The sequence below is a fragment of the Melissospora conviva genome, from assembly GCF_049523535.1.
Classification (GTDB): Bacteria; Actinomycetota; Actinomycetes; order Mycobacteriales; family Micromonosporaceae; genus Melissospora; species Melissospora conviva.
The window spans coordinates 49781-71341 of the sequence record NZ_JBLLDT010000006.1 but is presented as its reverse complement, the minus strand read 5'-3'; the positions used below and the strand labels follow the sequence as shown (position 1 = coordinate 71341).

Annotated in this window: 18 protein-coding genes and 1 tRNA gene; 7 read left to right on the top strand and 12 right to left on the bottom strand. The window is 72.0% G+C overall.

The window, feature by feature from the left end:
- The 4 genes from ACK8GG_RS15285 to rpmE form a co-directional block, all read right to left on the bottom strand.
- Complete coding sequence (locus ACK8GG_RS15285; RefSeq protein WP_440356705.1) at window positions 1-645, bottom strand: L-threonylcarbamoyladenylate synthase; 645 nt, start codon at window positions 643-645, stop codon at window positions 1-3.
- A complete protein-coding gene (gene prmC / locus ACK8GG_RS15280) occupies window positions 645-1574 on the bottom strand; it encodes a peptide chain release factor N(5)-glutamine methyltransferase (protein WP_440356631.1) in 930 nt (309 codons plus the stop codon). The genes ACK8GG_RS15285 and prmC overlap by 1 nt, the downstream gene beginning before the upstream one ends.
- 10 nt (window positions 1575-1584) lie before the next feature.
- Window positions 1585-2673, bottom strand: coding sequence for a peptide chain release factor 1 (gene prfA, locus ACK8GG_RS15275; RefSeq protein ID WP_440351669.1), 1089 nt, complete (start codon window positions 2671-2673; stop codon window positions 1585-1587).
- Window positions 2674-2789: 116 nt separating this feature from the next.
- Entirely contained in the window at window positions 2790-3014 is a 225-nt protein-coding gene (gene rpmE, locus ACK8GG_RS15270; protein WP_440351670.1) for a 50S ribosomal protein L31, read from the bottom strand.
- A gap of 289 nt (window positions 3015-3303) precedes the next feature.
- On the opposite strand from rpmE, the gene ACK8GG_RS15265 reads away from it, so the two are divergent.
- Together ACK8GG_RS15265 and ACK8GG_RS15260 are read left to right on the top strand one after the other, a co-directional pair.
- Window positions 3304-3426: a hypothetical protein gene (locus ACK8GG_RS15265; protein WP_440351671.1), complete on the top strand. Its 123-nt coding sequence runs from the start codon at window positions 3304-3306 to the stop codon at window positions 3424-3426.
- A gap of 174 nt (window positions 3427-3600) precedes the next feature.
- Complete coding sequence (locus ACK8GG_RS15260) at window positions 3601-4497, top strand: phosphatase domain-containing protein (protein ID WP_440356630.1); 897 nt, start codon at window positions 3601-3603, stop codon at window positions 4495-4497.
- Between the two features lie 108 nt (window positions 4498-4605).
- Here the strand turns inward: ACK8GG_RS15260 and rho are convergent, their stop codons facing one another.
- Both rho and thrB read right to left on the bottom strand, forming a co-directional pair.
- Window positions 4606-6690, bottom strand: coding sequence for a transcription termination factor Rho (gene rho / locus ACK8GG_RS15255; RefSeq protein WP_440356629.1), 2085 nt, complete (start codon window positions 6688-6690; stop codon window positions 4606-4608).
- A 291-nt stretch (window positions 6691-6981) separates the two neighbouring features.
- The gene (thrB, locus tag ACK8GG_RS15250) at window positions 6982-7926 is read right to left on the bottom strand and encodes a homoserine kinase (RefSeq protein WP_440356628.1); all 945 of its coding nucleotides are present in this window, start codon (window positions 7924-7926) and stop codon (window positions 6982-6984) included.
- Window positions 7927-8051: 125 nt separating this feature from the next.
- On the opposite strand from thrB, the gene ACK8GG_RS15245 reads away from it, so the two are divergent.
- On the top strand, window positions 8052-8477 hold the full coding sequence (locus ACK8GG_RS15245; RefSeq protein ID WP_440355078.1) for a hypothetical protein: 426 nt from the start codon (window positions 8052-8054) through the stop codon (window positions 8475-8477).
- On the opposite strand, the gene ACK8GG_RS15240 is transcribed toward ACK8GG_RS15245, so the two are convergent.
- The 6 genes from ACK8GG_RS15240 to argS form a co-directional block, all read right to left on the bottom strand.
- Window positions 8458-9261, bottom strand: a complete 804-nt coding sequence (locus ACK8GG_RS15240) for a polysaccharide deacetylase family protein (protein WP_440355077.1) — start codon at window positions 9259-9261, stop codon at window positions 8458-8460. The genes ACK8GG_RS15245 and ACK8GG_RS15240 overlap by 20 nt on opposite strands.
- Window positions 9262-9370: 109 nt before the next feature.
- On the bottom strand, window positions 9371-12610 hold the full coding sequence (locus ACK8GG_RS15235) for an efflux RND transporter permease subunit (protein WP_440356627.1): 3240 nt from the start codon (window positions 12608-12610) through the stop codon (window positions 9371-9373).
- A gap of 216 nt (window positions 12611-12826) precedes the next feature.
- A complete protein-coding gene (gene thrC / locus ACK8GG_RS15230) occupies window positions 12827-13876 on the bottom strand; it encodes a threonine synthase (RefSeq protein ID WP_440351678.1) in 1050 nt (349 codons plus the stop codon).
- A gap of 234 nt (window positions 13877-14110) precedes the next feature.
- The gene (locus tag ACK8GG_RS15225) at window positions 14111-15427 is read right to left on the bottom strand and encodes a homoserine dehydrogenase (protein ID WP_440355207.1); all 1317 of its coding nucleotides are present in this window, start codon (window positions 15425-15427) and stop codon (window positions 14111-14113) included.
- 8 nt (window positions 15428-15435) lie between these two features.
- Entirely contained in the window at window positions 15436-16821 is a 1386-nt protein-coding gene (gene lysA / locus ACK8GG_RS15220) for a diaminopimelate decarboxylase (protein WP_440356626.1), read from the bottom strand.
- Window positions 16822-16874: 53 nt separating this feature from the next.
- Window positions 16875-18542: an arginine--tRNA ligase gene (argS, locus tag ACK8GG_RS15215; protein WP_440356625.1), complete on the bottom strand. Its 1668-nt coding sequence runs from the start codon at window positions 18540-18542 to the stop codon at window positions 16875-16877.
- A gap of 292 nt (window positions 18543-18834) precedes the next feature.
- On the opposite strand from argS, the gene ACK8GG_RS15210 reads away from it, so the two are divergent.
- The 4 genes from ACK8GG_RS15210 to ACK8GG_RS15195 all read left to right on the top strand — a co-directional run bounded on the left by ACK8GG_RS15210 (window position 18835) and on the right by ACK8GG_RS15195 (window position 21322).
- Window positions 18835-19638, top strand: coding sequence for a thioredoxin-like domain-containing protein (locus tag ACK8GG_RS15210; protein WP_440355073.1), 804 nt, complete (start codon window positions 18835-18837; stop codon window positions 19636-19638).
- Between the two features lie 8 nt (window positions 19639-19646).
- A complete protein-coding gene (locus ACK8GG_RS15205) occupies window positions 19647-20312 on the top strand; it encodes a DUF305 domain-containing protein (RefSeq protein ID WP_440355072.1) in 666 nt (221 codons plus the stop codon).
- Between the two features lie 173 nt (window positions 20313-20485).
- Window positions 20486-21172: a winged helix-turn-helix domain-containing protein gene (locus ACK8GG_RS15200; protein WP_440351683.1), complete on the top strand. Its 687-nt coding sequence runs from the start codon at window positions 20486-20488 to the stop codon at window positions 21170-21172.
- 78 nt (window positions 21173-21250) lie between these two features.
- Window positions 21251-21322: transfer RNA gene (locus ACK8GG_RS15195), tRNA-Arg, on the top strand.
- Window positions 21323-21561: the final 239 nt, after the last annotated feature.

The following is a 21561-nucleotide window of genomic DNA, read 5'->3' as shown; positions in this document are numbered from 1 at the left end:
TCAGCTCACCGGGCTCTCGATGTCCGGTACGACCTCGCGCAGCTGGTCCAGGTCGATCGCGCCGGCCCGCAGCACCGTCGGGGTGTCGCCGGTCAGATCCACGATCGTGCTCGGCACCGGATCCGGGCAGGGGCCCGCCTCCAGGTAGGCCCGGACCGAGTAACCGAGCTGGTCGCGGGCCTCGGAGGCGGTGGTCGCCGCCGGCCGGCCGTGCTTGTTCGCCGAGGAGACGGCCATCGGGCCGGTCTCGTTGAGCACCTCCAGCGCCACCGGGTGCATCGGCATCCGCACCGCCACCGTGCCGGTCTTGTCCCCCAGGTCCCAGCTCAGGCTCGGGGCGTGCGCGACGACGATGGTCAGGGCGCCGGGCCAGAACGCCTCGATCAGGTCGCGCGCCTCCTGCGGCAACGTCAGCACCAGGCCGTCGAGGGTGCGGCGGGAACCGATCAGCACCGGCGGCGGGACGTTGCGGCCCCGGCCCTTCGCCTCCAGCAGCGCCTTGACGGCGTACGGGGTGAAGGCGTCGGCACCGATGCCGTAGACGGTGTCGGTCGGGAGCACGACCAGCTCACCGTTCTTGACCGCCTCGATGGCGGCGGCGATGCCGCGGTCCCGGTCGGCGAGCGAGCGGCAGTCATAGAGCATCACGGGGAGTCAGTCTGCCACGTCGCGGCGGCCCGCGAATCGCCGACTTCGGCCAGTCGTGCGGTGGCGAAGCGCGCCCGCCCGGTCAGGTCGGCGTGCCCGGTGATCCCGGTGAAGCGTCCGGCGGCGGCCAGCAGCGCCGGCACGAGCGCGCCGTGCGTGTCGTCGTGCTCGATGGCGAGCAGCCCGCCGGGGCGCAGCAGCCGCGCCGCGGCGGCGATCAGCGGACGGATCACCGCGAGGCCGTCGGGGCCACCGAAGACCGCCTCGGCCGGGTCGTGCCCGGCGACCTCGGCCGGCACCTCCACGGCGTCCGGCACGTACGGCGGGTTCACCGCCAGCAGGTCCACCGCGCCGGTGAGCTCGGCGAGCAGGTCGGGCGCGGTCACGTCGGCGGCCACCACCTCCACCGGGGTGTCGCCGGCCGCCGTGCGGTCGGCGGCGTTGCGGCGCAGCCACGCCAGCGCCGCCGGGGATCGTTCGACGGCGACCACCGACGCGCCGGGCAGCTCCTGCGCCACCGCCAGGGCGATCGCCCCGGAGCCGCTGCAGAGGTCGACGACGCGCAACCCGTCACCGCGCGGCCCGGCCAGCCGGCGGGCCTGCTCGATCACCCAGCCGGCGAGCAGCTCCGTCTCCGGGCGCGGGATGAAGACCCCGGGGCCGACCGCGAGCTCAAGGTGGCGGAAGGGGGCGGTGCCGAGCAGGTGCTGCAACGGTTCACGCTGTTCCCGGCGGGCCACCAGCGACTCGTACCGGGCGAGCTGTGCCGCGTCGAGGTCGTCGGCGAGCGCCAGCCGGCCGCGGCCGACACCGAGCACGTGCGCGGCCAGCAGCTCCGCCTCGGCGCGGGCCGAGGCGACCCCCGCCGCGGCGAGGCGGCGGGTGGCGGCGGCGATCGCCACCGAGGGGCGTACCGGGCCGGTCATGATGCGGCCGTCAGCGCCGGGCGATTTCGCTGTCGCCGGCGAGCCGCGCCGCCCGGTCGGCCTCGGAGAGCGCGTCGAGCACCGCGTCCAGCTCGCCGCCGAGCGCCAGGTCCAGGTTGTACGCCGTGTAGCCGATCCGGTGGTCGGTGATCCGGTTCTGCGGGAAGTTGTAGGTGCGGATCCGCTCGGAGCGGTCGACGGTGCGCACCTGCGCCTTGCGGGCGTCGGAGGCGGCGGCATCGGCCTGCTCCTGGGCGGCGGCGAGCAGCCGGGCGCGCAGGATCCGCATCGCCTGCTCGCGGTTCTGCAGCTGGCTCTTCTCGTTCTGGCAGCTGACGACGATCCCGGTCGGCACGTGGGTGATCCGCACCGCCGAGTCGGTGGTGTTGACCGACTGGCCACCCGGCCCGGAGGAACGGAAGACGTCGATGCGCAGCTCGTTGGGGTCGATGGTGACGTCGACGTCCTCGGCCTCCGGCAGCACCAGCACGCCGGCGGCGGAGGTGTGGATACGCCCCTGCGACTCGGTGACCGGCACCCGCTGCACGCGGTGCACGCCCCCCTCCCACTTCAGCCGCGACCAGACGCCGTTGCCCCCCTCGGGCACGCCCTTGGTCTTGACGGCGAGCGAGACGTCCTTGACGCCGCCGAGGTCGGAGTCCTGCGCGTCGATCACCTCGGTGACCCAGCCGTGCCGCTCGGCGTAGCGGGTGTACATCCGCAGCAGATCGGCGGCGAAGAGCGCTGACTCCTCACCACCCTCGCCGGCCTTGATCTCGATGATCACGTCCTTGGCGTCGTGCGGGTCGCGGGGAATCAGCAGCTCGGAGAGGCGCTGCTCCAGGGCCGGCAGCGTCGCGGAGATCGCCTCGGCCTCCTCGGCGAAGGCCGGATCCTCGGCCGCCAGCTCGCGCGCGGCGACGAGGTCGGCGCGCGCCTCCTCCAGCTCCCCGGCCGCCTTCGCCACCGGCACCAGTTCCGCGTAGCGCCGCCCCACCCGGCGAGCCGTGTTCTGGTCGGCGTGGATCCCCGGGTCCGCCAGTCGCTTCTCCAGCTCGGCGTACTCCTCGAGAAGTGCGCTCAACCGTTCGTTGCTCATGACGACGACTCCTCGGCGCGGGAAACTCTGGGGGACGATCGGGGGCGAAACGGGGGCCTAACGCGGACAACGCCCGCTCCCGGTGCGAAACCGGGAGGCGGGCGTCGTCGGTACGGCTACTTGGCCTTCTTGGCCTGAACCTTGGCGTACTTCTGCTGGAACTTCGCCACGCGGCCGGCGGTGTCGAGGACCCGCTGCTTACCGGTGTAGAACGGGTGGCACTCGCTGCAGGTCTCGACGTTGATCGAGCCGCCCTTCGCGGTGCTGCGCGTGGTGAAGGTGTTGCCGCAGGTGCAGCTGACCTCGGTGGTCGCGTACTGCGGGTGAATGTCGGACTTCATCTCGCCTCGGTCCTTTCGTCGGTGGTCGCCGGGTCGCCGTTGCGCCGGTCGCGCATCGCCGCGACGAGCTGGGCGTGAACCGGAACCGGTGGCCGATTGACCAGTGTGCCAGAGGGCGGCGCCGCCCTCGAAATCGGGCTGCACACATCGGTCCGTTCTGGCTAACGTACCGGCGCTTCGTCGCATTCCCGGCGATGCCGCGCTGCGCCGTCCCGGCGACGGTCCGCCGTCGGCGGCGACGCGGCGTTCCCGGGTACGGCATTCCCCCTCGGTCCCGAAAGGCACCCGCATGTCCACGCTCACCGCGGTCCCCCGCGTCCCCCTCGCCGACGTCGTCGACCCGGCGGCCCTGGCCGAAGCGGTCGCCGCCGGCCTGGTCCGGGCGCAGCGACACCCCTACGGCGTACGGTGAGATCGTCGCCGGGCTGCCGGCGGGCTGGACCCGGCGCGACTTCGCCGCCCGGGCCGCCCGTCATCCGCAGGCCAGGGCGCTCTTCCTGCGGCTGGACGGCAAGGACTACCGGCCGCTGCTCTGGCGGCAGGTGCGCCCCGCCGCCGACGACACCCCGCACACCTGGAGTGGAGCATGACCCGCCTGATCGCGACCCGGGGCCTGCCGGCGTCCGGCAAGACCACCTTCGCCCGCGGCCTGCAGCCGCAGGCGGTCCGGGTCAACCGGGACGACCTGCGCCTGATGCTGCACGGCGCGCGGCTGCACACCTCCTGGGCCGAGCGGCAGGTGACGGTGGCGCAGCGCGCCCAGGTCGAGGCGCTGCTGCGGGCCGGGGTGAGCGTCTGCGTTGACGACACGAACCTGCGCTCCCGTGTGCTGCGGGAGTGGGCGGAACTGGCGGCCCGGTTCGGCGCCGCCTTCGAGGTGCACGACTTCACCGACGTACCGCTGGCGGAGTGCCTGCGCCGCGACGCCGAGCGGCCGGAGCCCGACCGGGTCGGGGCGGAGGTGATCGAACGGATGCACGAACGTTTCCTGGCCGGGCGCACCCTGCCGCTGCCGGTCCCGCAGGTCTCCCCCGGCGCCCCGGCGACCGTCTACGACCCGCCCGCGCAGGCGCCGGAGATCGTCCTGGTCGACATCGACGGCACGGTCGCGCTGACCCACGACCGCAGCCCGTACGACATGAGCCGGGTCGGCCGGGACCTGCCCAACGGCGCGGTCATCTCGGCGGTACGCGCCATGCACGCCGCCGGCTACGGCGTGGTCTTCTGCTCCGGGCGCGACGAGTCGGCGCGGGCCGACACCGAGGTGTGGTTGCGCGCGCACGTCGGCGTGCCGTACCTGGCGCTGCACATGCGCGCCGTCGGCGACTCCCGCAAGGACGCGGTGGTGAAGCGGGAGATCTTCGACCGGGAGATCCGCGACCGGTACCGGGTGGTCGGCGTCTTCGACGACCGGATGCAGGTGGTGCGGATGTGGCGGGCGCTGGGACTGACCGTCTTCCAGGTGGCCGAGGGCGACTTCTGAGCACTTCGCGGGGCGGCGCAGCGCGTCACCGCCGGGCACTCGGCGGGGACGACGAAGGGGGTACGACCACCACAGTGGCCGTACCCCCCTTCGTGAGCTTCGCCGGCGTTACTCGCCCGGCGTCGACTTCGCGATCTGCATCAGGAACTCGATGTTGGTCCGGGACTTCTTGAGCCGGTCCAGCAGCAGGTCCAGTGCGGCCTGCGAGTCCAGCGAGTGCAGCACCTTACGGAGCTTGTGCGTGATCGCCAGCTCGTCGGGGGCGAGGAGGATCTCCTCCTTGCGGGTGCCCGACGGGTGGATGTCGATGGCCGGGAAGACCCGCTTGTCGGCGATCTTCCGGTCCAGCTTCAGCTCGGCGTTGCCGGTGCCCTTGAACTCCTCGAAGATGACCGTGTCCATCATGGATCCGGTCTCCACCAGCGCGGTGGCGAGAATGGTCAGCGAGCCACCGTTCTCGATGTTGCGCGCCGCGCCGAGGAAGCGCTTCGGCGGGTAGAGCGCGGTCGAGTCGATACCACCGGACATGATCCGGCCGCTGGCCGGCGCCGCCAGGTTGTACGACCGGCCGAGCCGGGTCACCGAGTCGAGCAGCACGACCACGTCGTGGCCCAGCTCGACCAGTCGCTTGGCCCGCTCGATGGCGAGCTCGGCGACCGTGGTGTGGTCCTGCGGCGGACGGTCGAACGTGGCCGCGATGACCTCGCCCTTGACCGAGCGCTGCATGTCGGTGACCTCTTCGGGCCGCTCGTCGACCAGGACCACCATCAGGTGGCACTCCGGGTTGTTGGTGGTGATCGCGTTGGCGATCGCCTGCAGCACCATCGTCTTACCGGCCTTCGGCGGCGAGACGATCAGCGCCCGCTGGCCCTTGCCGATCGGCATGACCAGGTCGATGACCCGGGTGGTGAGGATGTTCGGCTCGGTCTCCAGCCGCAGACGCTCCTGCGGGTAGAGGGGGGTGAGCTTGTAGAACTCCGGCCGGCGCTTGGCCTCGTCCGGTTCCATCCCGTTGATGGTGTCCAGCCGCACCAGCGGGTTGTACTTGTCCCGCCGCTGGTCGCCATCACGCGCGGCGCGCACGGCGCCGGTAACCGCGTCACCGCGGCGCAGGCCGTACTTCTTGACCTGGGACATGGAGACGTAGACGTCGTTCGGGCCGGCCAGGTAGCCGGTGGTCCGCACGAAGGCGTAGTTGTCCAGCACGTCGAGGATGCCGGCCACCGGGACGAGCACGTCGTCCTCGCTGACCTGCGGCTCACGACCGGTGCTCTCGCCCTCGACCCGCTCACCGCGGCCACGACGACGGTCGCGGTAACGGCTGCGCCGGCCCCGCCGGCCGCCGCCCTCTTCGTCGTCGTCGCTGTCGCGATCGCGCTCCACGCCACGCTGCCCACGGTCGTTGCGGTCGCCCCGCTCGGCCCGCTCACCACGGTCGTTGCGGTCGGCCCGCTCGTTGCGCTCGGTGCGCTCGGCACGGTCCCCACGCTCGGTGCGCTCGGCACGGTCCCCACGCTCGGCACGATCGCCACGCTCGGCACGATCGCCACGCTCGGCACGATCGCCGCGCTCCGCACGGTCACCACGCTCCGCACGGTCCCCGCGCTCCGCACGATCGCCACGCTCCGCACGGTCACCGCGCTCGGCACGGTCCCGTCCGCCGCGGCCCTCGGTGCGCTCGCCGGTCTCGGCCGGAGCCTCCGCGGTCCGCGCCTCGGCAACGACCGGCTCGGCCGTACGCGCCTCGGCGGCACGCGGCTCGGTGGCACGTGCCTCGGTAGTGCGCGGCTCGGTAGTGCGCGCCTCGGCGCTCGCACCCGCCCGGTTGCGCCGGGAGCGGGTACGGCCCTCGGCCGCCTCCGTCTGGGCCGGCTGCTCCGCCGACGGACGGTCGCTTGCGCGCACCTCGGCCCGGACCTCTTCGCGTGCCGGCGCCGTTGCCGCCGCCACCTCGACCCGGGGGCGGGGCGCGCCTGCGGCGGCGCCCTGCTTCTCGGTGATGGCGCTGATCAGTTCACCCTTGCGCATCCGGGCTGTACCCGAGATGCCGAGCGACGCGGCCAGGCTCTGCAACTCCGGCAGAAGCATCGCCGCCAAGCCGGTGCCAGACCGACGGCGCCGGACAGGGGCGGCGGTAGTGGCATCGCCAGCGACGTTGGAAACATCCGACGTCACGTCGGTGGTGTCGCTCAATGGATTCCTTCCCTCGATAGGCCGGGACTGCCCGGGTGGAGAAATGGGTGGCCGGGCGGCCTCGGTGCACCCCGCCGCGCGTGATGCGTCGCGGGAGTTTGGGCACAGCCGGCCGGATTCCGCCCACCAACAGCACAGATGAGCAGGTAGAACCGGCTGCGACGACCGTGGAAACTGCGGTGCCGGCGTGGCCTAGGCAGGGGTAAGACGAGCTAACCGCCGAAAGCTTCGGGGTGCGCCGACCCACAGGAAGATCGCATGCTTCGCGGCTGTGCTAAGTCTAGAGCGTAATCAACTCTTCCGACCTGCGGCAACAGGGCCCCGCTCGGCGATTCCCAGTCTACCCCTATTCACCCGTGCTCCGTCGACATCCACGGCCAAACTCCGCCTCGACCATCCCGGATCCGATCCGCATTCGGCGGGCGGTTCGGTCAGCGCCAGCACGGTCGGCCCGGCGCCGCTGACGACCGCCGCCACACCGTCCGCACGCAGCCGGGCGACCAGCGCGGCGGTCTCCGGCATCCCGGCGGCGCGATAGTCCTGGTGCAGCCGGTCTTCGGTGGCCGCGAAGAGCAGCGCCGGATCACGGGTCAGCGCCGCGACCAGCAGAGCGCTGCGCCCGGCGTTGAACGCCGCGTCGGCGTGCGGCACGGCGGCCGGCAGCGCGGCGCGGGCCACGGCGGTCAGACCACGCCCGGCCGGGACGAAGAGCGTTGGCCGCACCTGCGGCAAGGGCGGCAGCGAAACGGCGTGCGCGCCCTCGGCCCCGGTCCACGCGATTGTGAAGCCGCCGAGCAGGCAGGGCGCGACGTTGTCCGGGTGCCCCTCGATCTGCGCGGCCAGCCGCAGCACCGCGGCGTCGTCGAGGCGCTCGGCGCCGTCGGTCACCAGCCCCCGGGCCAGGTGCACGCCGGCCACGATCGCCGCCGACGACGAACCCATCCCCCGCGCCTGCGGAATCCGGTTGCGGCAGCGCACCGTCAGGCCGGTGGGCTGGGCGCCCAGCACGTCGAAGGTGGCCCGCATGGCGCGTACGACCAGGTGCCGCTCGTCGGTGGGGAGCTCACCGGCTCCCTCCCCCTCGACCCGTACCCGGCACCCGGCCGGGGTCACCTCGGCGGTGACCTCGTCATGCAGCGCGAGCGCCAGTCCCAGCGAGTCGAAGCCCGGGCCGAGGTTCGCGCTGGTGGCCGGCACCGTGACGGTCACCGGATCGGTGGTGAAGGAGAGGGGCATTGGCTCATGCTAGGCGGCTGGCCAGCGCTTTCGACGCCGCGTCCGCTGCCTGGGACAACGCGCGGGCACCCTCCTTTAGACAGCCGCCGATAAGGTGTGCGGCACGCCGCGAGGAAAGAGGGACCATGAGAAGTGTGGGCATCATCATCGGCGCACAACTGGTGAGCGGCCTGCCGCTGCTGGTCGCCCTGGTGGCCGGCCTGGTGATGGCCACCGCCGGCCGGCGCCGGCTGACCGGCAGGGCCCGACGCTTCCTCCTGGCCGGCCTGCTCCTGCTGCTATTCGACTTCGTGCTAAGCGCCACGTGGCCGCTGCTGATCGAATTCACCTTCGACCGCCGGGTGGCCAGCATGGACCTCATCCTCTTCGCCTACGGGCTCGCCTCGAGCCTCACCCTGGGCGTGGGAGTGGCGCTGTTGATCGCGGCGGTGTTCGTCGGACGCCCGGCCGCGCCGCCGGCCGCACCCCACCCCGGGGCGTACCCGGCGTACGGCCCCGGTGGCGGGCAGGTCGACACCGACCCGTACGCCCCTACGCCTGCGCCTCGCTGAGCAGGTCGGAGACGGTGCGGAACTCGTAGCCCCGGTCCCGTAGCTCGCCGATGATCTGCGGCAGTCCGAGCAGCCCGACCAGCCGCTCCGGCCGCCCGATGTCATGCGCGAGCAGGATCGTTCCGGGCGTCACCTGCTCGACGACGTACCGGGCGTGGCCGGCGGGGTCGTCCGGGTAGGCGGACTCCAGCATCTGCGCCGACCAGAGCACCAGCCGGTAGCGCATTCGCGCGGCGGCGTGCAGCGTGCTGCCGCCGAGGTGTCCCCACGGTGGACGCAGCAGCCGCGGCTCCTTGCCGGTGGCCGCGGCGATCGCGTCGTGCGCGCGCCGCAGGTTGTCGTACGCCTCGTCGGCGCCCATCCGGGCCAGGTCCTGGTGCGCCCAGGTGTGGCTGCCGACCTCGTGCCGCTCCATCCGGCCCCGGACCAGCGCCGCGTGCCGCTCGGCGTCGCGCCCGACCATGAAGAAGGTCCCCGGCACCTCGAGACGCTCCAGGGTGTCCAGCACCAGCGGCGTCCACTCCGGACCCGGGCCGTCGTCGAAGGTCAGCGCGATCGCGCGGCGGGTCGGGGCGGCCCCCCAGACCACGTCCAGGCGGGCCTCGCCGGGTCGCTGCTCGCCGACCCCGACCGTGGCGGCGGCCGGGCTGGGGCCCAGCGGCAGGCGGCGGCCGGACATGCGGTCGTACTCGGTGAAGCCGACCGCGCCGGCTGCGGCCCCCGCCGCGATGAGCCCTCCGCCGCGCAGCAGCGCACGGCGGCGCGTTCCATCACCGATCATCATTGTGTCTCCGATCCCCCGTGTGGCGCCGGAGATTACCACCGGCAGGCAAGCGCGCGGGGCGCTCCGACAGGTACGCCCACCTGCCGAAACGCCCCGCGGTCCGCCGTTGCTACTCCTGCGGAGGCAGCGGCGACTGGCGGCTCTTGGGCAGTCGCAGCACCTCGAACTGGTCGGTGCCGTCGGCGAGTGCCCCGGAGGGCGCCGCACGCGCCGGCTCCGGCGCATCCTCCGGTGCAGCCGTCTCCGTCCTCGCCGCCTCGGCCGGGGCGGCCGGCGCCGCACCCGTCTGAGCGGGTGAGACCGGGCGTGCCGCACCCCGGCGGTCCCGCCGGCGCTGCCGGGCGCCCTCGACCAGCGTGTAGAGGGTCGGCACCAGCACCAGCGTCAGCAGCGTGGAGGTGATCAATCCGCCGATCACCACGATCGCCAGGGACTGGGAGATGAAGCCACCGGTACCGGTGATGCCGATCGCCATCGGGGTCAGCGCGAAGATCGTCGCGATCGCCGTCATCAGGATCGGCCGCAGCCGGTGCCGGCTGCCCTCGACAACCGCTTCACTGACCGACATGCCCTGTGCCCGGTACTGGTTGACCAGGTCGAGCAGGACGATCGCGTTGGTCACCACGATGCCCACGAGCATCAGCACACCGATCAGTGCCGGCACTCCGAGCGGCTTGCCGGTGATCAGCAGCAACGCGATCGCGCCGGTGAAGGCGAACGGCACCGACACCAGCAGGATCAGCGGCTGGATCAGGCTCCGGAAGGTCACCACCATGATCAGGAAGACCAGCGCGATCGCGGCGAGCACGGCCAGGCCGAGATCGGCGAAGGCCTCCTCCTGGTCGGCGCTGACGCCGCCGACGGTGAAGGTCGCCCCCGGCACGTCGAGCGCGTTGATCCGCTCCGTGACGTCCGCCGTGATCGCGCCCAGGTCCGAGCCGTTCGGCGTGCCGCTGACGGTGACGGTGCGGGCGCCGTCGATCCGGGTCAGGGCGATCGCCCCGTCGACCTGGGTGATGTCGGCGACGTCGGCGAGGGTTCCGCCGGGCACGGGCAGGGCCCGCAGCTGCTCCACCGTCATCGGCGGCACGGCCCCCGTGCTGAGCTGCACCTTCTGCTGCACCCCGCCGACGGCCACCTGCCCCAGCGACGTTCCCTGGTAGGCCTGCGCCACCAGCTGCCCGACCGCGGCGTCGGTCAGGCCCCGCGCGGCCGCCTCGGCCCGCTTGACGGTGACCTCGACGCGGGGAACCCGCTCGGCGAGGCTGGTGCTCACGTCGGTCAGACCCGGCGTCTCGGCGAGCGCGGCCCGAGCCTCTTCCGCGGCGGCGGCCAGCGTCTCGTCGTCGGCGGCCTGCACGAGCACCTGCAGCTCGCTGCTACCGAACCCGCCGCCGCCGGCACCGAAGCGGAACTCACCGGCGCCGAGGGCGTCGAACTCACCGCGGAGCGTCTCGGTGACGGCCGCCACGTCGGCATCGGGGTCGAGGGTGATCGAGAAGCTCGCCTGGTCGGTGCCGCCGCCACCGATGAAGGCCATGCCCGAGCCGCCGATGCTCACCTGATAGGTCTCGACCTCGTCGAGACCGGCGAGCACCGCCTCGGCCTTCCTGGCCGCCGCGTCGGTGGCGGCGAGGCTGGTCCCGGCCGGCATCTTCTGGGTGACGCTGATGGTGTTCTGCCCGGCGTCGTCGAAGAGGTTGGTCTCCAGCCGGCTGGCCAGACCCACGGTCAACCCGAGCACCAGCACGCCGATCGCCAGCGTGCTCCAGCGGCGGACCGTCGCGAAACGGATCACCGGCAGGTACGCCCGCTGCAACCAGCCCCGCAGCTCGCGCTCCTCGGCGGCCTTGCGGATCGCCGTGGTGTCGGCCGATCCGTCGGCCGGCTTGAGGAACCAGTGCGACAGCACCGGGATGACGGTCAGTGAGACCAGCAGCGAGGCGAGCAGCGCCACCGTCACGGTGACGGCGAACGGCATGAAGATCTGCCCGACGAAGCCGCCGACCAGGGCGATCGGGGCGAAGACCGCGACCGTGGTGAGGGTGGAGGCGGTCACCGCGCCGGCGACCTCGCGGACGCCGGTCATGATGGCGTCACGCTTGGCCTCGCCGTACCCGAGGTGGCGTTTGATGTTCTCCAGCACCACGATCGAGTCGTCGACGACCCGGCCGACGGCGATGGTGAGCGCGCCGAGGGTCAGCAGGTTGAGCGAGTAGTCGGCGAGCCAGAGCGCCAGCAGCGCCGCCACCACCGAGAGCGGGATGGAGACGGCGGTGACGATCGTCGAACGGATGGAGAGCAGGAAGACCAGGATCACCAGGACGGCCATGATCAGGCCGAGCAGTCCTTCGGTGGTCAGGGTCTCGATCGACTGCTCCACGAACGGGGCCTGGTCGAAGACGACGGTCAGCTCCGCGCCGGTGGCGGCCTCCAGATCGGCCAGCACCTCCTGCACGGCGTGTGAGATAGCGACCGCGTTGCCGTCGGGGGTGGCGGTGATGGAGATGCCGAGGCTCTGCTCGCCGTTGGTACGGCTGATCGAGGTCGGCGGGGCGACCCGCTGCTCGACGGCGGCGACGTCGCCGAGCCGCACGGGGCGGGCCCCGGGGCCGGTCAGGTAGATGCCGCGCAGGTCGTCGAGGGTGGCGATGCGCCCACCGGCCTGCACGACGAGGTTCTTGTCGCCATCGGCGACGGCGCCGGCCGGCACCACCATGCCGTTGGACTTGAGCGCGGTGCCGATCGCGGTGACGGGCAGCCTCGCGGCCTGCAGCTTCCTGGCGTCCGGCGTGATCACGACGAGCTGCTCGCTGTCGCCGGTGACCTCGACCGTGCGGACCCCTTCGATCGCCGACAGCTCCGGCACCACGGTCTCGCGCAGCCTGCCCGCCAGCTCGGTCGCGTCCGCGCCGCCGCTGGCGGCGAGCATCAGACTCGGCAGGTCGTCGGTGCCACCGGAGAGCACCGTCGGCTCCACCCCCTGCGGGAGCTGGGCGGAGATGCGGTTGAGCGCGGTCTGCATCTTGTTGACCGCGTCGTCGATGTCGGTGCCGAACTCGTAGCCGACCTGCACGAAGGCCAGGCCCTCGCGGGTCGTCGAGGTTACGGACTCCAGACCGGGTACGCCCTGGACGGCCTTCTCGATCGGGACCGTCACCTGCGCTTCGACGATCTCGGGGCCGGCGCCGGGATAGGCCGCCATGACGAAGGCCGCCGGGATCTCCATCGACGGCAGCAGCTGCTGCTTGAGCGACGGCACGGCGAAAAGGCCGAACCCGGTGATCATCACGGCCATGAGGGCGATCAACCCTCGATTGGCAAGACTGAATCTGGCGAGCAGCGACATCGGCGGGGTTCACTCCTGGGAGGAAAGACGTAGGCGGCGGCCAAAGTCTGCCTCACCGTCGCCGACGTGATCCTGTGGGGTGGCGGCGGGTCGATGTCACGTTCCGGATCACGGCGGCACCGCCGCGGCCAGCAGCCGACCCCGCACGGCGCCGGCACTGCGCGCCGTACGTCTGTGGGTGGTCGCTCCCCTGTGGCCGGTTCCCGCCGGCGCGGATCAGGCCAGGTCGAGCGCCCGCGCCGCGGCCAGCACGTCGTTGGCGATGGTGCTCGGCGCCGGGGCGGTGGAGATCGCCCACTCCGGGTCCTTGAGCCCGTGCCCGGTGACCGTGCAGACCACGGTGGAGCCGGGCGGGATCTTGCCGGCGGCCGCGGACTGCAGCAGGCCGGCGACGCTCGCCGCACTGCCGAGTTCGACGAAGACGCCGACCTCGCGGGCGAGCAGCCGGTACGCGGCCAGGATCTCCCGGTCGGTGACCGCGGCGATCAGCCCACCCGAGGAGTCCCGGGCGTCGAGCGCCTTGGTCCAGCTCGCCGGGTTGCCGATGCGGATCGCGGTGGCGATGGTGGAGGGCTCCCGGACCGCCTGGCCGTTGACGATCGGAGCGGCGCCGGCGGCCTGGAAGCCGTACATCTTGGGGCGGCGGGTGCTGTTGCCGGCGTCGAAGTCCTCGTTGTAGCCCATCCAGTACGCCGAGATGTTGCCGGCGTTGCCGACCGGCAGGCAGTGGATGTCGGGGGCGTCGCCGAGCGCCTCGACGATCTCGAAGGCGGCGGTCTTCTGCCCGTGCAACCGGTCGGGGTTGACCGAGTTGACCAGCGCCACCGGGTAGTCCTGGGCGAGCTTGGCGGCGAGCGCCAGGCAGTCGTCGAAGTTGCCGCTGACCTGGAGCAGCCGGGCGCCGTGCACCAGCGCCTGGGCCAGCTTGCCGAGGGCGATCTTGCCCTGCGGGACCAGGACGGCGCAGGTGATCCCGGCGCGGGCCGCGTAGGCGGCGGCGGAGGCGCTGGTGTTGCCGGTGGAGGCACAGATGATCGCCTTGTTGCCGGCCTCGACCGCCTTGGAGACGGCCATCGTCATGCCGCGGTCCTTGAACGACCCGGTGGGGTTGGCGCCCTCCACCTTGAGGTAGACGTCGGCCCCGAGCCGGCTGGAGAGCACCGGCGCCGGCACCAGCGGGGTGTTCCCCTCGTGCAGGGTGATCACCGGCGTGGAGCCGGTGACCGGCAGGCGGTCCCGGTAGGTCTCGATCAGCCCACGCCACATGACACGTCTCCTCGCCTCGTCGGCCGCCGGCGTGCCGGCCATTGCCTGTTCAGGGTGCCCGGTCCTTCGCGCCGTCATCGTCGCGCACCGGGCCGGACCCATCTGTCGGGACACCCCCGGGGCGACCCGGCCCACACCGTGCCTTCACCGCGCCCTGGCTCACACCGCCCTCGGCGCGCTCCCGGCCCACACCGTGCCCCCGGCGCCGGCCGACGAACACGAAGCGGGCGCGGCTCAGGATCCGCCTTCGACCCGCAGCACGCCGGCGACGGAGCGGACGATGTCCAGCCCGCGCAGCTCCTCGACGGTGGCCGCCAGCGCGGCGTCGGTGGCCCGGTGGGTGACGATCACCAGGATGGCGTCGCCACCCGGTGCGGCCGGGTCGACCGGCTCGGCCGAGGCCTGCCGCACGGTGGCGATGGAGACGCCCTGGCGGGCGAAGACGTTCGCCACGGTGGCGAGCACACCCGGACGGTCGGCCACGTCGAGGCTGATGTGGTAGCGGGTGACCGCCTCGCCCATCGGGCGCACCGGCAGCGCGGCATAGGTCGACTCGCTGGCGGTGCAGACCCCCGCGATCCGGTTGCGGGCAACCGCCACCACGTCGCCGAGGACCGCGCTGGCGGTCGGCGCACCGCCCGCACCACGGCCGTAGAACATCAGCTGCCCGGCCGCCTCGGCCTCGACGAAGACCGCGTTGAACGCGTCGCCGACGCTCGCCAGCGGATGGGTCAGCGGGATCATCGCCGGGTGCACCCGGACGCTGACCGACTCGGCGCCGTCGGCGCCGGTGCCCCGGGAGGCGATGCAGAGCAGCTTGATGGTGCAGCCCATCGCCTTGGCGCTGGCGACGTCGGCGGCGGTCACCCGGGTGATGCCCTCGCGGTGCACATCGGCGGCGGTGACCCGGGTGTGGAAGGCGAGCGAGGCGAGGATGGCGGCCTTCGCCGCCGCGTCGAAGCCCTCGATGTCGGCGGTCGGGTCCGCCTCGGCGTACCCGAGGGCGGTCGCCTCCTCCAGCGCCTCGGTGAAGCCGGCCCCGGTGGCGTCCATCGCCGAGAGGATGAAGTTGGTGGTGCCGTTGACGATGCCGGTGACCTGCGTGATCGTGTCGCCGTGCAGGGAGTCGCGCAGCGGGCGCAGCAGCGGGATCGCGCCGGCGACCGCCGCCTCGTAGTAGAGGTCCGCGCCGCCGGCGGCAGCGGCGTCGTGCAGCGTGCCGCCGTCCTCGGCGAGCAGGGCCTTGTTCGCCGTCACCACGCTCTTGCCGGCCCGCAGCGCCTCGACCAGCCAGCTGCGCGCCGGCTCGATGCCGCCGACGACCTCGACCACCAGGTCGACGTCGTCACGCTTGATCAGCCCGAGCGCGTCGGTGGTGAAGATGTCGGGGTCGACCGGCAGGCCGGCCCGGTCCCGGCCCGGACGACGTACGGCGATGCCGGCGATCTCCAGCGGAGCCCCGATGCGGGCGGTCAGGTCGGCGGACTGGCTCTGGATCAGCCGTACGACCTCGCTGCCGACGGTGCCGCAGCCGAGGATCGCCAAGCGCACAGGTTTCGTCATCCCACATCCAATGCCAGCAGATCGTCTTCGGTCTCCCGCCGGACGATCACCCGGGCCTGACCGTCGCGGACGGCGACGACCGGCGGCCGGGGCACATGGTTGTAGTTGCTGGCCATGCTCCGGCAGTAGGCGCCGGTGCCGGGTACCGCAACAAGATCTCCGGGCTGCACGTCGGCGGGCAGGAATTCATCCTTCACCACGATGTCCCCGGACTCACAATGCTTTCCCACCACGCGGGCCAGCACAGGCGTGACACGTGACGCGCGTGACGCCAGGGTGGCCGAGTAGGAGGCGTCGTAGAGCGCGGTGCGGATGTTGTCGCTCATCCCCCCGTCGACGCTGACGTAGGTGCGCAGCCCTTCGACGTCCTTGACGGTGCCGACCTCGTAGAGGGTGAAGACGGCCGGGCCGACGATGGCGCGGCCCGGTTCGATGGAGAGGTGCGGGACGGCCAGTGCCAGCGCGTTGCACTCGTCGTCGACGATCTTGTGCATCCGCTTCGCCAGGTCCTGCGGCGCGGCCGGGTCGTCCTGCGTGGTGTACGCGATGCCGAAGCCCCCACCGAGGTCCAGCTCCGGCAGCTGCACGCCCCGGGCGTCGCGGATCTGCGCCTGCAGCCCCAGCACGCGGCGGGCGGAGACCTCGAAGCCGCTGGTGTCGAAGATCTGCGACCCGATGTGCGAGTGCAGGCCCCGCAGCTCCAGCACGTCCTCGTCGAGGATGCGCAGCGCCGCCGCGGCCGCCGCGCCGCCGGCCAGCGAGAAGCCGAACTTCTGGTCGTCGTGGGCGGTGGCGATGAACTCGTGGGTGTGCGCCTCGACGCCGACGGTGACCCGCAGGAGCACCCGGGGGCGTACGGACCGCTCGCGGGCCAGCGCGGTCAGCCGGTCGACCTCCTGGTCGGAGTCGACGATGATTCGCCCCACGCCCGCGTCGAGCGCGCGGCTGAGCTCGCGCAGCGACTTGTTGTTGCCGTGGAAACCGATGCGCTCCGGCGGGAACCCGGCCGCCAGCGCCACCGCCAGTTCGCCGCCGCTGCAGACGTCGAGGTGCAGCCCTTCCTCGGCGATCATCTTGACCACGGCGCGGCAGATGAACGCCTTGCCGGCGTAGTAGACGTCGTCACCGGAGAAGGCCGCCCGGAAGTCCCGGCAGCGCGACCGCAGGTCCTCCTCGTCGAGGACGTACGCGGGCGTGCCGAACTCGGCGGCCAGCTCGCGGACGTCGCGTCCGGCGACGGTGAGGGCCCCGTGCTCACCGCGGCGCACGTTGCGCGGCCAGAGCTGCGGCACCAGGGCGTTGACGTCCGCCGGCGCCCGCAGCCAGGTGGGGCCGCGTACGCCGATGTCACCGTGCAGGGCACCGGCCTCGTGGGCACGCATCAGCGCTTCCCCTCTCGTCGCTCAGCGTTATCCACTGTCAGGGTCGGCACCGGTCACATCCGCTCGGGCGCCGAGACGCCGAGCAGGTGCAGGCCGTTGGCGATCACGGTGCGGGTGGCGTCGTTGAGCCAGAGCCGGGCCCGGTGCAGGTCGGTGATCTCCTCGTCGCCGCGCGGCAGGATCCGGCAGTTGTCGTAGAAGCGGTGGTACGCCGCCGCGACGCTCTCCTCGAGGTAACGGGCGATGCGGTGCGGCTCGCGCAGCTCGGCGGCGGTGGCGACCACGGCCGGGAACTCGCCGAGCGCCTTGAGCAGCTCGTTCTCCTTCTCGTGGGAGAGCAGCTCGGGGCGGAATGCCTCCTCGTCGCCCCGCAGCAGCCCCACCTCGGCGGCGTTGCGCGTCACCGAGGCGGTGCGGGCGGCGACGTACTGCACGTAGTAGATCGGGTTGTCCCGGGTCGACCGGGTCCAGAGCTCGATGTCGATGTCGATGGGCGAGTCGACCGAGTAACGGGCCAGGGCGTACCGGGCGGCGTCGACGCCGATGGTGTCGACCAGGTCCTCCAGGGTGACGACCGTGCCGGCCCGCTTACTCATCCGCACCGGCTGGCCGTCGCGGAGCAGGTTGACCATCTGGCCGATCAGGATCTCGAGGTTGCGGGCGGGGTCGTCGCCGAAGCAGGCGGACATCGCCTTCATCCGGCCGATGTAGCCGTGGTGGTCGGCGCCGAGCATCAGCACCACCCGCTCGAAGCCGCGCTCGCGCTTGTCCAGGTAGTAGGCGCAGTCGGCGGCGAAGTAGGTCCACTCGCCGTTGGACTTGCGCAGCACCCGGTCCTTGTCGTCGCCGAAGTCGGTGGTGCGCAGCCAGGTGGCGCCCTCGGAGACGTAGATGCGGCCCTGCGCGTCGAGCCGCTGCACGGCGAGGTCGAGCTTGCCCTGCTCGTGCAGGCTCAGCTCGCTGAAGAAGAGGTCGAAGTGCACGTCGAAGGCGCGCAGCGAGGCCCGGATGTCCTCGACCATCTGCGCCACGCCCTCGGTCCGCAGGACCTGCAGGGCGGCGGCGTCGTCGAGGCCGGGCAGCTCGGGCCGGCGCGAGATGATCGCCTGCGCGATCTCGCCGAGGTACGCCCCGGCGTAGCCGTTCTCCGGCGCGGGCTCGCCCTTGGCGGCGGCGAGCAGCGACTCGGCGAAGCGGTCGATCTGGGAGCCGGCGTCGTTGAGGTAGTACTCGGTGCCGACCTCGGCGCCGGTGGCGCGCAGCAGCCGGCCCAGCGCGTCGCCGACCGCGGCCCAGCGGGCCCCGCCGATGTGCACCGGGCCGGTCGGGTTCGCCGAGACGAACTCCAGGTTGATCGTGAGCCCGGCGAGCGTCTCGCTGCGGCCGTACTGGCCACCGGCGGCGACGATGAGCTGCGCGAGCTGCCCAGCGGCGGCCGGGTCGAGCCGGATGTTGAGGAAGCCGGGTCCGGCGATCTCCACGGACTTGATCCCGGGCGTACGCGTCAGCGTCTCGGCCAGCGCCGTGGCGAACTCCCGCGGCGGCACCCCGAGCCGCTTGCTCACCTGCATCGCGATCGTGGAGGCGTAGTCGCCGTGCTCGGGGTTGCGGGGTCGCTCCACCGTCGTGGCGACGGGCAGCACGGCGGCGTCGAGCCCGCGGTCGGCGCAGACGGTGTGGGCAGCGGCAAGGACGGCCTCGGCGAGCTTTGCAGGAGTCACCGAATCATGTTATCCGCAGGCCCCGAACGCTTTTCCGCCTGCATGACGCAGGCACCGTGACCGGGCGGTCCGGTCGCGCCCCTGGTGCGACCCGTCGGCGACCCCGCTCCGGATTCCCACCGGCGCCCGGGCTTTCAGGACGGGCCCAAGGTCCGTACCGACAGGGCCGGACGGCGGTGGACAACCGGCGATTTTCGGTCGATGGTGGCACTGGTCTCCCCGGGTAGACTCGGTGCTCGGCGACCGGGCAGCACGGCGCCGTCTCCGATCCCGACCGACCAGACGAGGCACGATGAGCATCAGCACCCCGGGTGGCAACCAGCGCCGTCCCGACGTGGTCAGCAGCGGAAAGAAGTCGGGCGCCGGCAAGCCGGCCGGCGGCAATCAGTCGCCGGCGAGCGCCCGCAAGTCCACCGCGAACCGCACCTCCAGCGGCAGCGCCGGCAAGAAGGGCCGCAAGCCGATCACCCCCGTGAAGGTGAGCCAGGGCACCAACTGGGGCCCCATCGCTCTCTTCGCCGTCGTCGGCCTGGTCGCGGTGTCGATCGTCGGCTACACGGCCTTCCTCGCCTTCAACGGCTCCAAGCCGTGGGAGGAGCGGGCCGCCGCCATCGACGGCATCAGCAACTTCCGCGAGTCCGACCCGGAACTGGTGGCCGGTGGTAACCACGTCACCGGCAGCGTGAACTACACGGTCGTTCCGCCGGTCGCCGGCGAGCACAACGCGGCGTGGCAGAACTGCACGGGCAACGTCTACGACGCCCCGATCGCCAACGAGCACGCGGTGCACAGCCTGGAGCACGGCGCGATCTGGATCACCTACCGGCCCGACCTCGCCCCCGAGCAGGTCGCCAAGCTCCAGGAGCGGGTCGTCGGCACCGAGAAGATGATGATGAGCCCCTTCGATGGTCTCGATTCCCCGATCTCGCTGCAGGCCTGGGGCTACCAGCTCAAGCTCGACAACGCCGACGACTCCCGGATCGACGACTTCATCCGGGCGCTGCGCGTCAACGCCTCGATCGAGGGCCCGAACGCCCTCTGCGAGCAGGGCGTCACCGCGACCGGCACCACCCCCCGCAACCTCGCCGGCATGTAAGGACCACGATGAGCTCCTCCTCTGTCACCGAACCGACGACGACCGGCGAGCCGGCACAGACCGGGCCCACCGGCGCGCAGCGCCGGTACGGCCTGGGCGCCGTTGCGCTGGCGATCGTCGTCGGCATGCTGCTGGGCGTGGCGGCGGGGGCGCTCATCGCCCGGCCGGGCACCCCCGGCGACGACTCCCCCGAGGCCGGTTTCGCCCGGGACATGTCCACCCACCACCAGCAGGCCGTCGCGATGGGCCTGATCGCCTTCCAGCAGGGCAGCGACGCCGACGTACGCTCGATCGGCGTCGACATCGCGGCCTCCCAGCAGGGCGAGTACGGCATGATGCAGGGCTGGTTGCGCTCCTGGGAGCTCGACCCGACGGGTGAGCAGCCCCGGATGGCGTGGATGCCCGACGGCGAGTCGATGGTCGACGGCGGGCTGATGCCGGGCATGGCATCGACCGAGGAGATGGAGCGCCTGCGCACCGCGCAGGGCAAGGAACTGGACATCCTCTTCCTGGAGATGATGATCAAGCACCACATCGGCGGCATCCACATGGTCGACGCGCTGCTGGACCAGAGCGATCACGAGCTGGTCACCGAGGCCGCGCAGCGGATGAAGAACACCCAGCAGAAGGACCTGACCAACCTCCGGACGGCACTGGAGCGCCTCCAGGGGTAGGACGGGTGGCCGGCCGTTGAGCCGGTGAGCGACAGCGAGCCCCGATCCGGACTGCACCAAAAGTCCGGATCGGGGCTTTCGCATATATTGCTGCTTATGGGCCAACTAGACGGTTTCTATGCTTTTCCACCTAGATATCGTGACCGGTGGCATATGCGCTCGTTGCCCTAGACGTGGGGGTTGCACTCAAGGACGCGCGGAACTCGGTCACCAGCTGGTGCCGACGACACACCATCGGCGGTGACGGGACGGTTGCGGCCGCCCGTCGCGGACAGCGGCCGGGCGAGCCGGGAACGCTCAGTCGCGAACAGGAGCTCGAGCTGATCGACGCGATCCGGGGAAAGCACCCGGACGCCTTCCGGCTCGACGACGAACTCTGGAGCCGGCAGAGCCTGGCCGAGTTCGCCCGCGACCAGCTCGGCCTGCCTGTCGACGCCGACGAGCTGGGGACGTACCTGGATTCCTGGGGGGTGGGGCCACGCGAGCCGCGCGAGCGGGCCTGCGGGCTCTGCGCACCGGTGGTCGAACGCTGGGTGCGCAGCGCGTACCCGGCGATCGAGCGGGCGGCCCAGGACCACGGCGCGGAGGTCCACTGGCTCGGCCGGGTCCGGCTGCAGGGCACCCTGCCGGCCGCGGAGGCGATCTCCGCCATCTCGGCGCAGGGCCGGATCCGCTTCATGATCACCACGCCGACCGTGGACCCGCCGCTCCCCCGCGACTTCGTACTGCGGCTCAGCGGCCCCGCCGGCGCCGGCCTGCACCTGATCATCGACGGCTCCTGGCCGAAGGGCGAGTGGCCCCGCCGCCTGCCCCGGCACATCGAGCTGCATCCACTGCCCAGCTGCGGCCGGCGCCTGTAACGCGACACCCCCCCGGCGCGAGGCCGATACCGATTCGGCCCGCGCCGGGGGTTCCTGCTACTCTTCTTCAGTCGCTGAGCCCCCGTAGCTCAGGGGATAGAGCACCGCCCTCCGGAGGCGGGGGCGCAGGTTCGAATCCTGCCGGGGGCACTTTTTTTACTATCAAGGTAATGATTGTCCGAATTTTGGGACATGCCTAGCGCTCACCTGAGCTGTGGAAACGGTAAGTTGATCAGGGGAGCAGGTTGCTGCAACCGCACACTCTAAATCGACACCCCGACGCGCGTGTTATGCCCTCGATATCCTGATTCATGGTGAACTGAGGCGTGACTACGCCGCCTGAGCTGGAGTTCGACTACGAGATCACCCTCGTCGACGGCGAACGCGGA

Excerpts from the sequence above, each read along its gene's own strand:
- thrB (WP_440356628.1), bottom strand. The coding sequence starts at position 7,926 with ATGCCCCTCTCCTTCACCACCGATCCGGTGACCGTCACGGTGCCGGCC.
- ACK8GG_RS15260 (WP_440356630.1), top strand. The coding sequence starts at position 3,601 with ATGACCCGCCTGATCGCGACCCGGGGCCTGCCGGCGTCCGGCAAGACC.
- prfA (WP_440351669.1), bottom strand. The coding sequence starts at position 2,673 with ATGAGCAACGAACGGTTGAGCGCACTTCTCGAGGAGTACGCCGAGCTG.
- prmC (WP_440356631.1), bottom strand. The coding sequence starts at position 1,574 with ATGACCGGCCCGGTACGCCCCTCGGTGGCGATCGCCGCCGCCACCCGC.
- ACK8GG_RS15235 (WP_440356627.1), bottom strand. The coding sequence starts at position 12,610 with ATGTCGCTGCTCGCCAGATTCAGTCTTGCCAATCGAGGGTTGATCGCC.
- thrC (WP_440351678.1), bottom strand. The coding sequence starts at position 13,876 with ATGTGGCGTGGGCTGATCGAGACCTACCGGGACCGCCTGCCGGTCACC.
- ACK8GG_RS15240 (WP_440355077.1), bottom strand. The coding sequence starts at position 9,261 with ATGATGATCGGTGATGGAACGCGCCGCCGTGCGCTGCTGCGCGGCGGA.
- ACK8GG_RS15245 (WP_440355078.1), top strand. The coding sequence starts at position 8,052 with ATGAGAAGTGTGGGCATCATCATCGGCGCACAACTGGTGAGCGGCCTG.
- ACK8GG_RS15210 (WP_440355073.1), top strand. The coding sequence starts at position 18,835 with ATGAGCATCAGCACCCCGGGTGGCAACCAGCGCCGTCCCGACGTGGTC.
- ACK8GG_RS15285 (WP_440356705.1), bottom strand. The coding sequence starts at position 645 with ATGCTCTATGACTGCCGCTCGCTCGCCGACCGGGACCGCGGCATCGCC.
- ACK8GG_RS15265 (WP_440351671.1), top strand. The coding sequence starts at position 3,304 with ATGTCCACGCTCACCGCGGTCCCCCGCGTCCCCCTCGCCGACGTCGTC.
- lysA (WP_440356626.1), bottom strand. The coding sequence starts at position 16,821 with ATGCGTGCCCACGAGGCCGGTGCCCTGCACGGTGACATCGGCGTACGC.
- rpmE (WP_440351670.1), bottom strand. The coding sequence starts at position 3,014 with ATGAAGTCCGACATTCACCCGCAGTACGCGACCACCGAGGTCAGCTGC.
- ACK8GG_RS15205 (WP_440355072.1), top strand. The coding sequence starts at position 19,647 with ATGAGCTCCTCCTCTGTCACCGAACCGACGACGACCGGCGAGCCGGCA.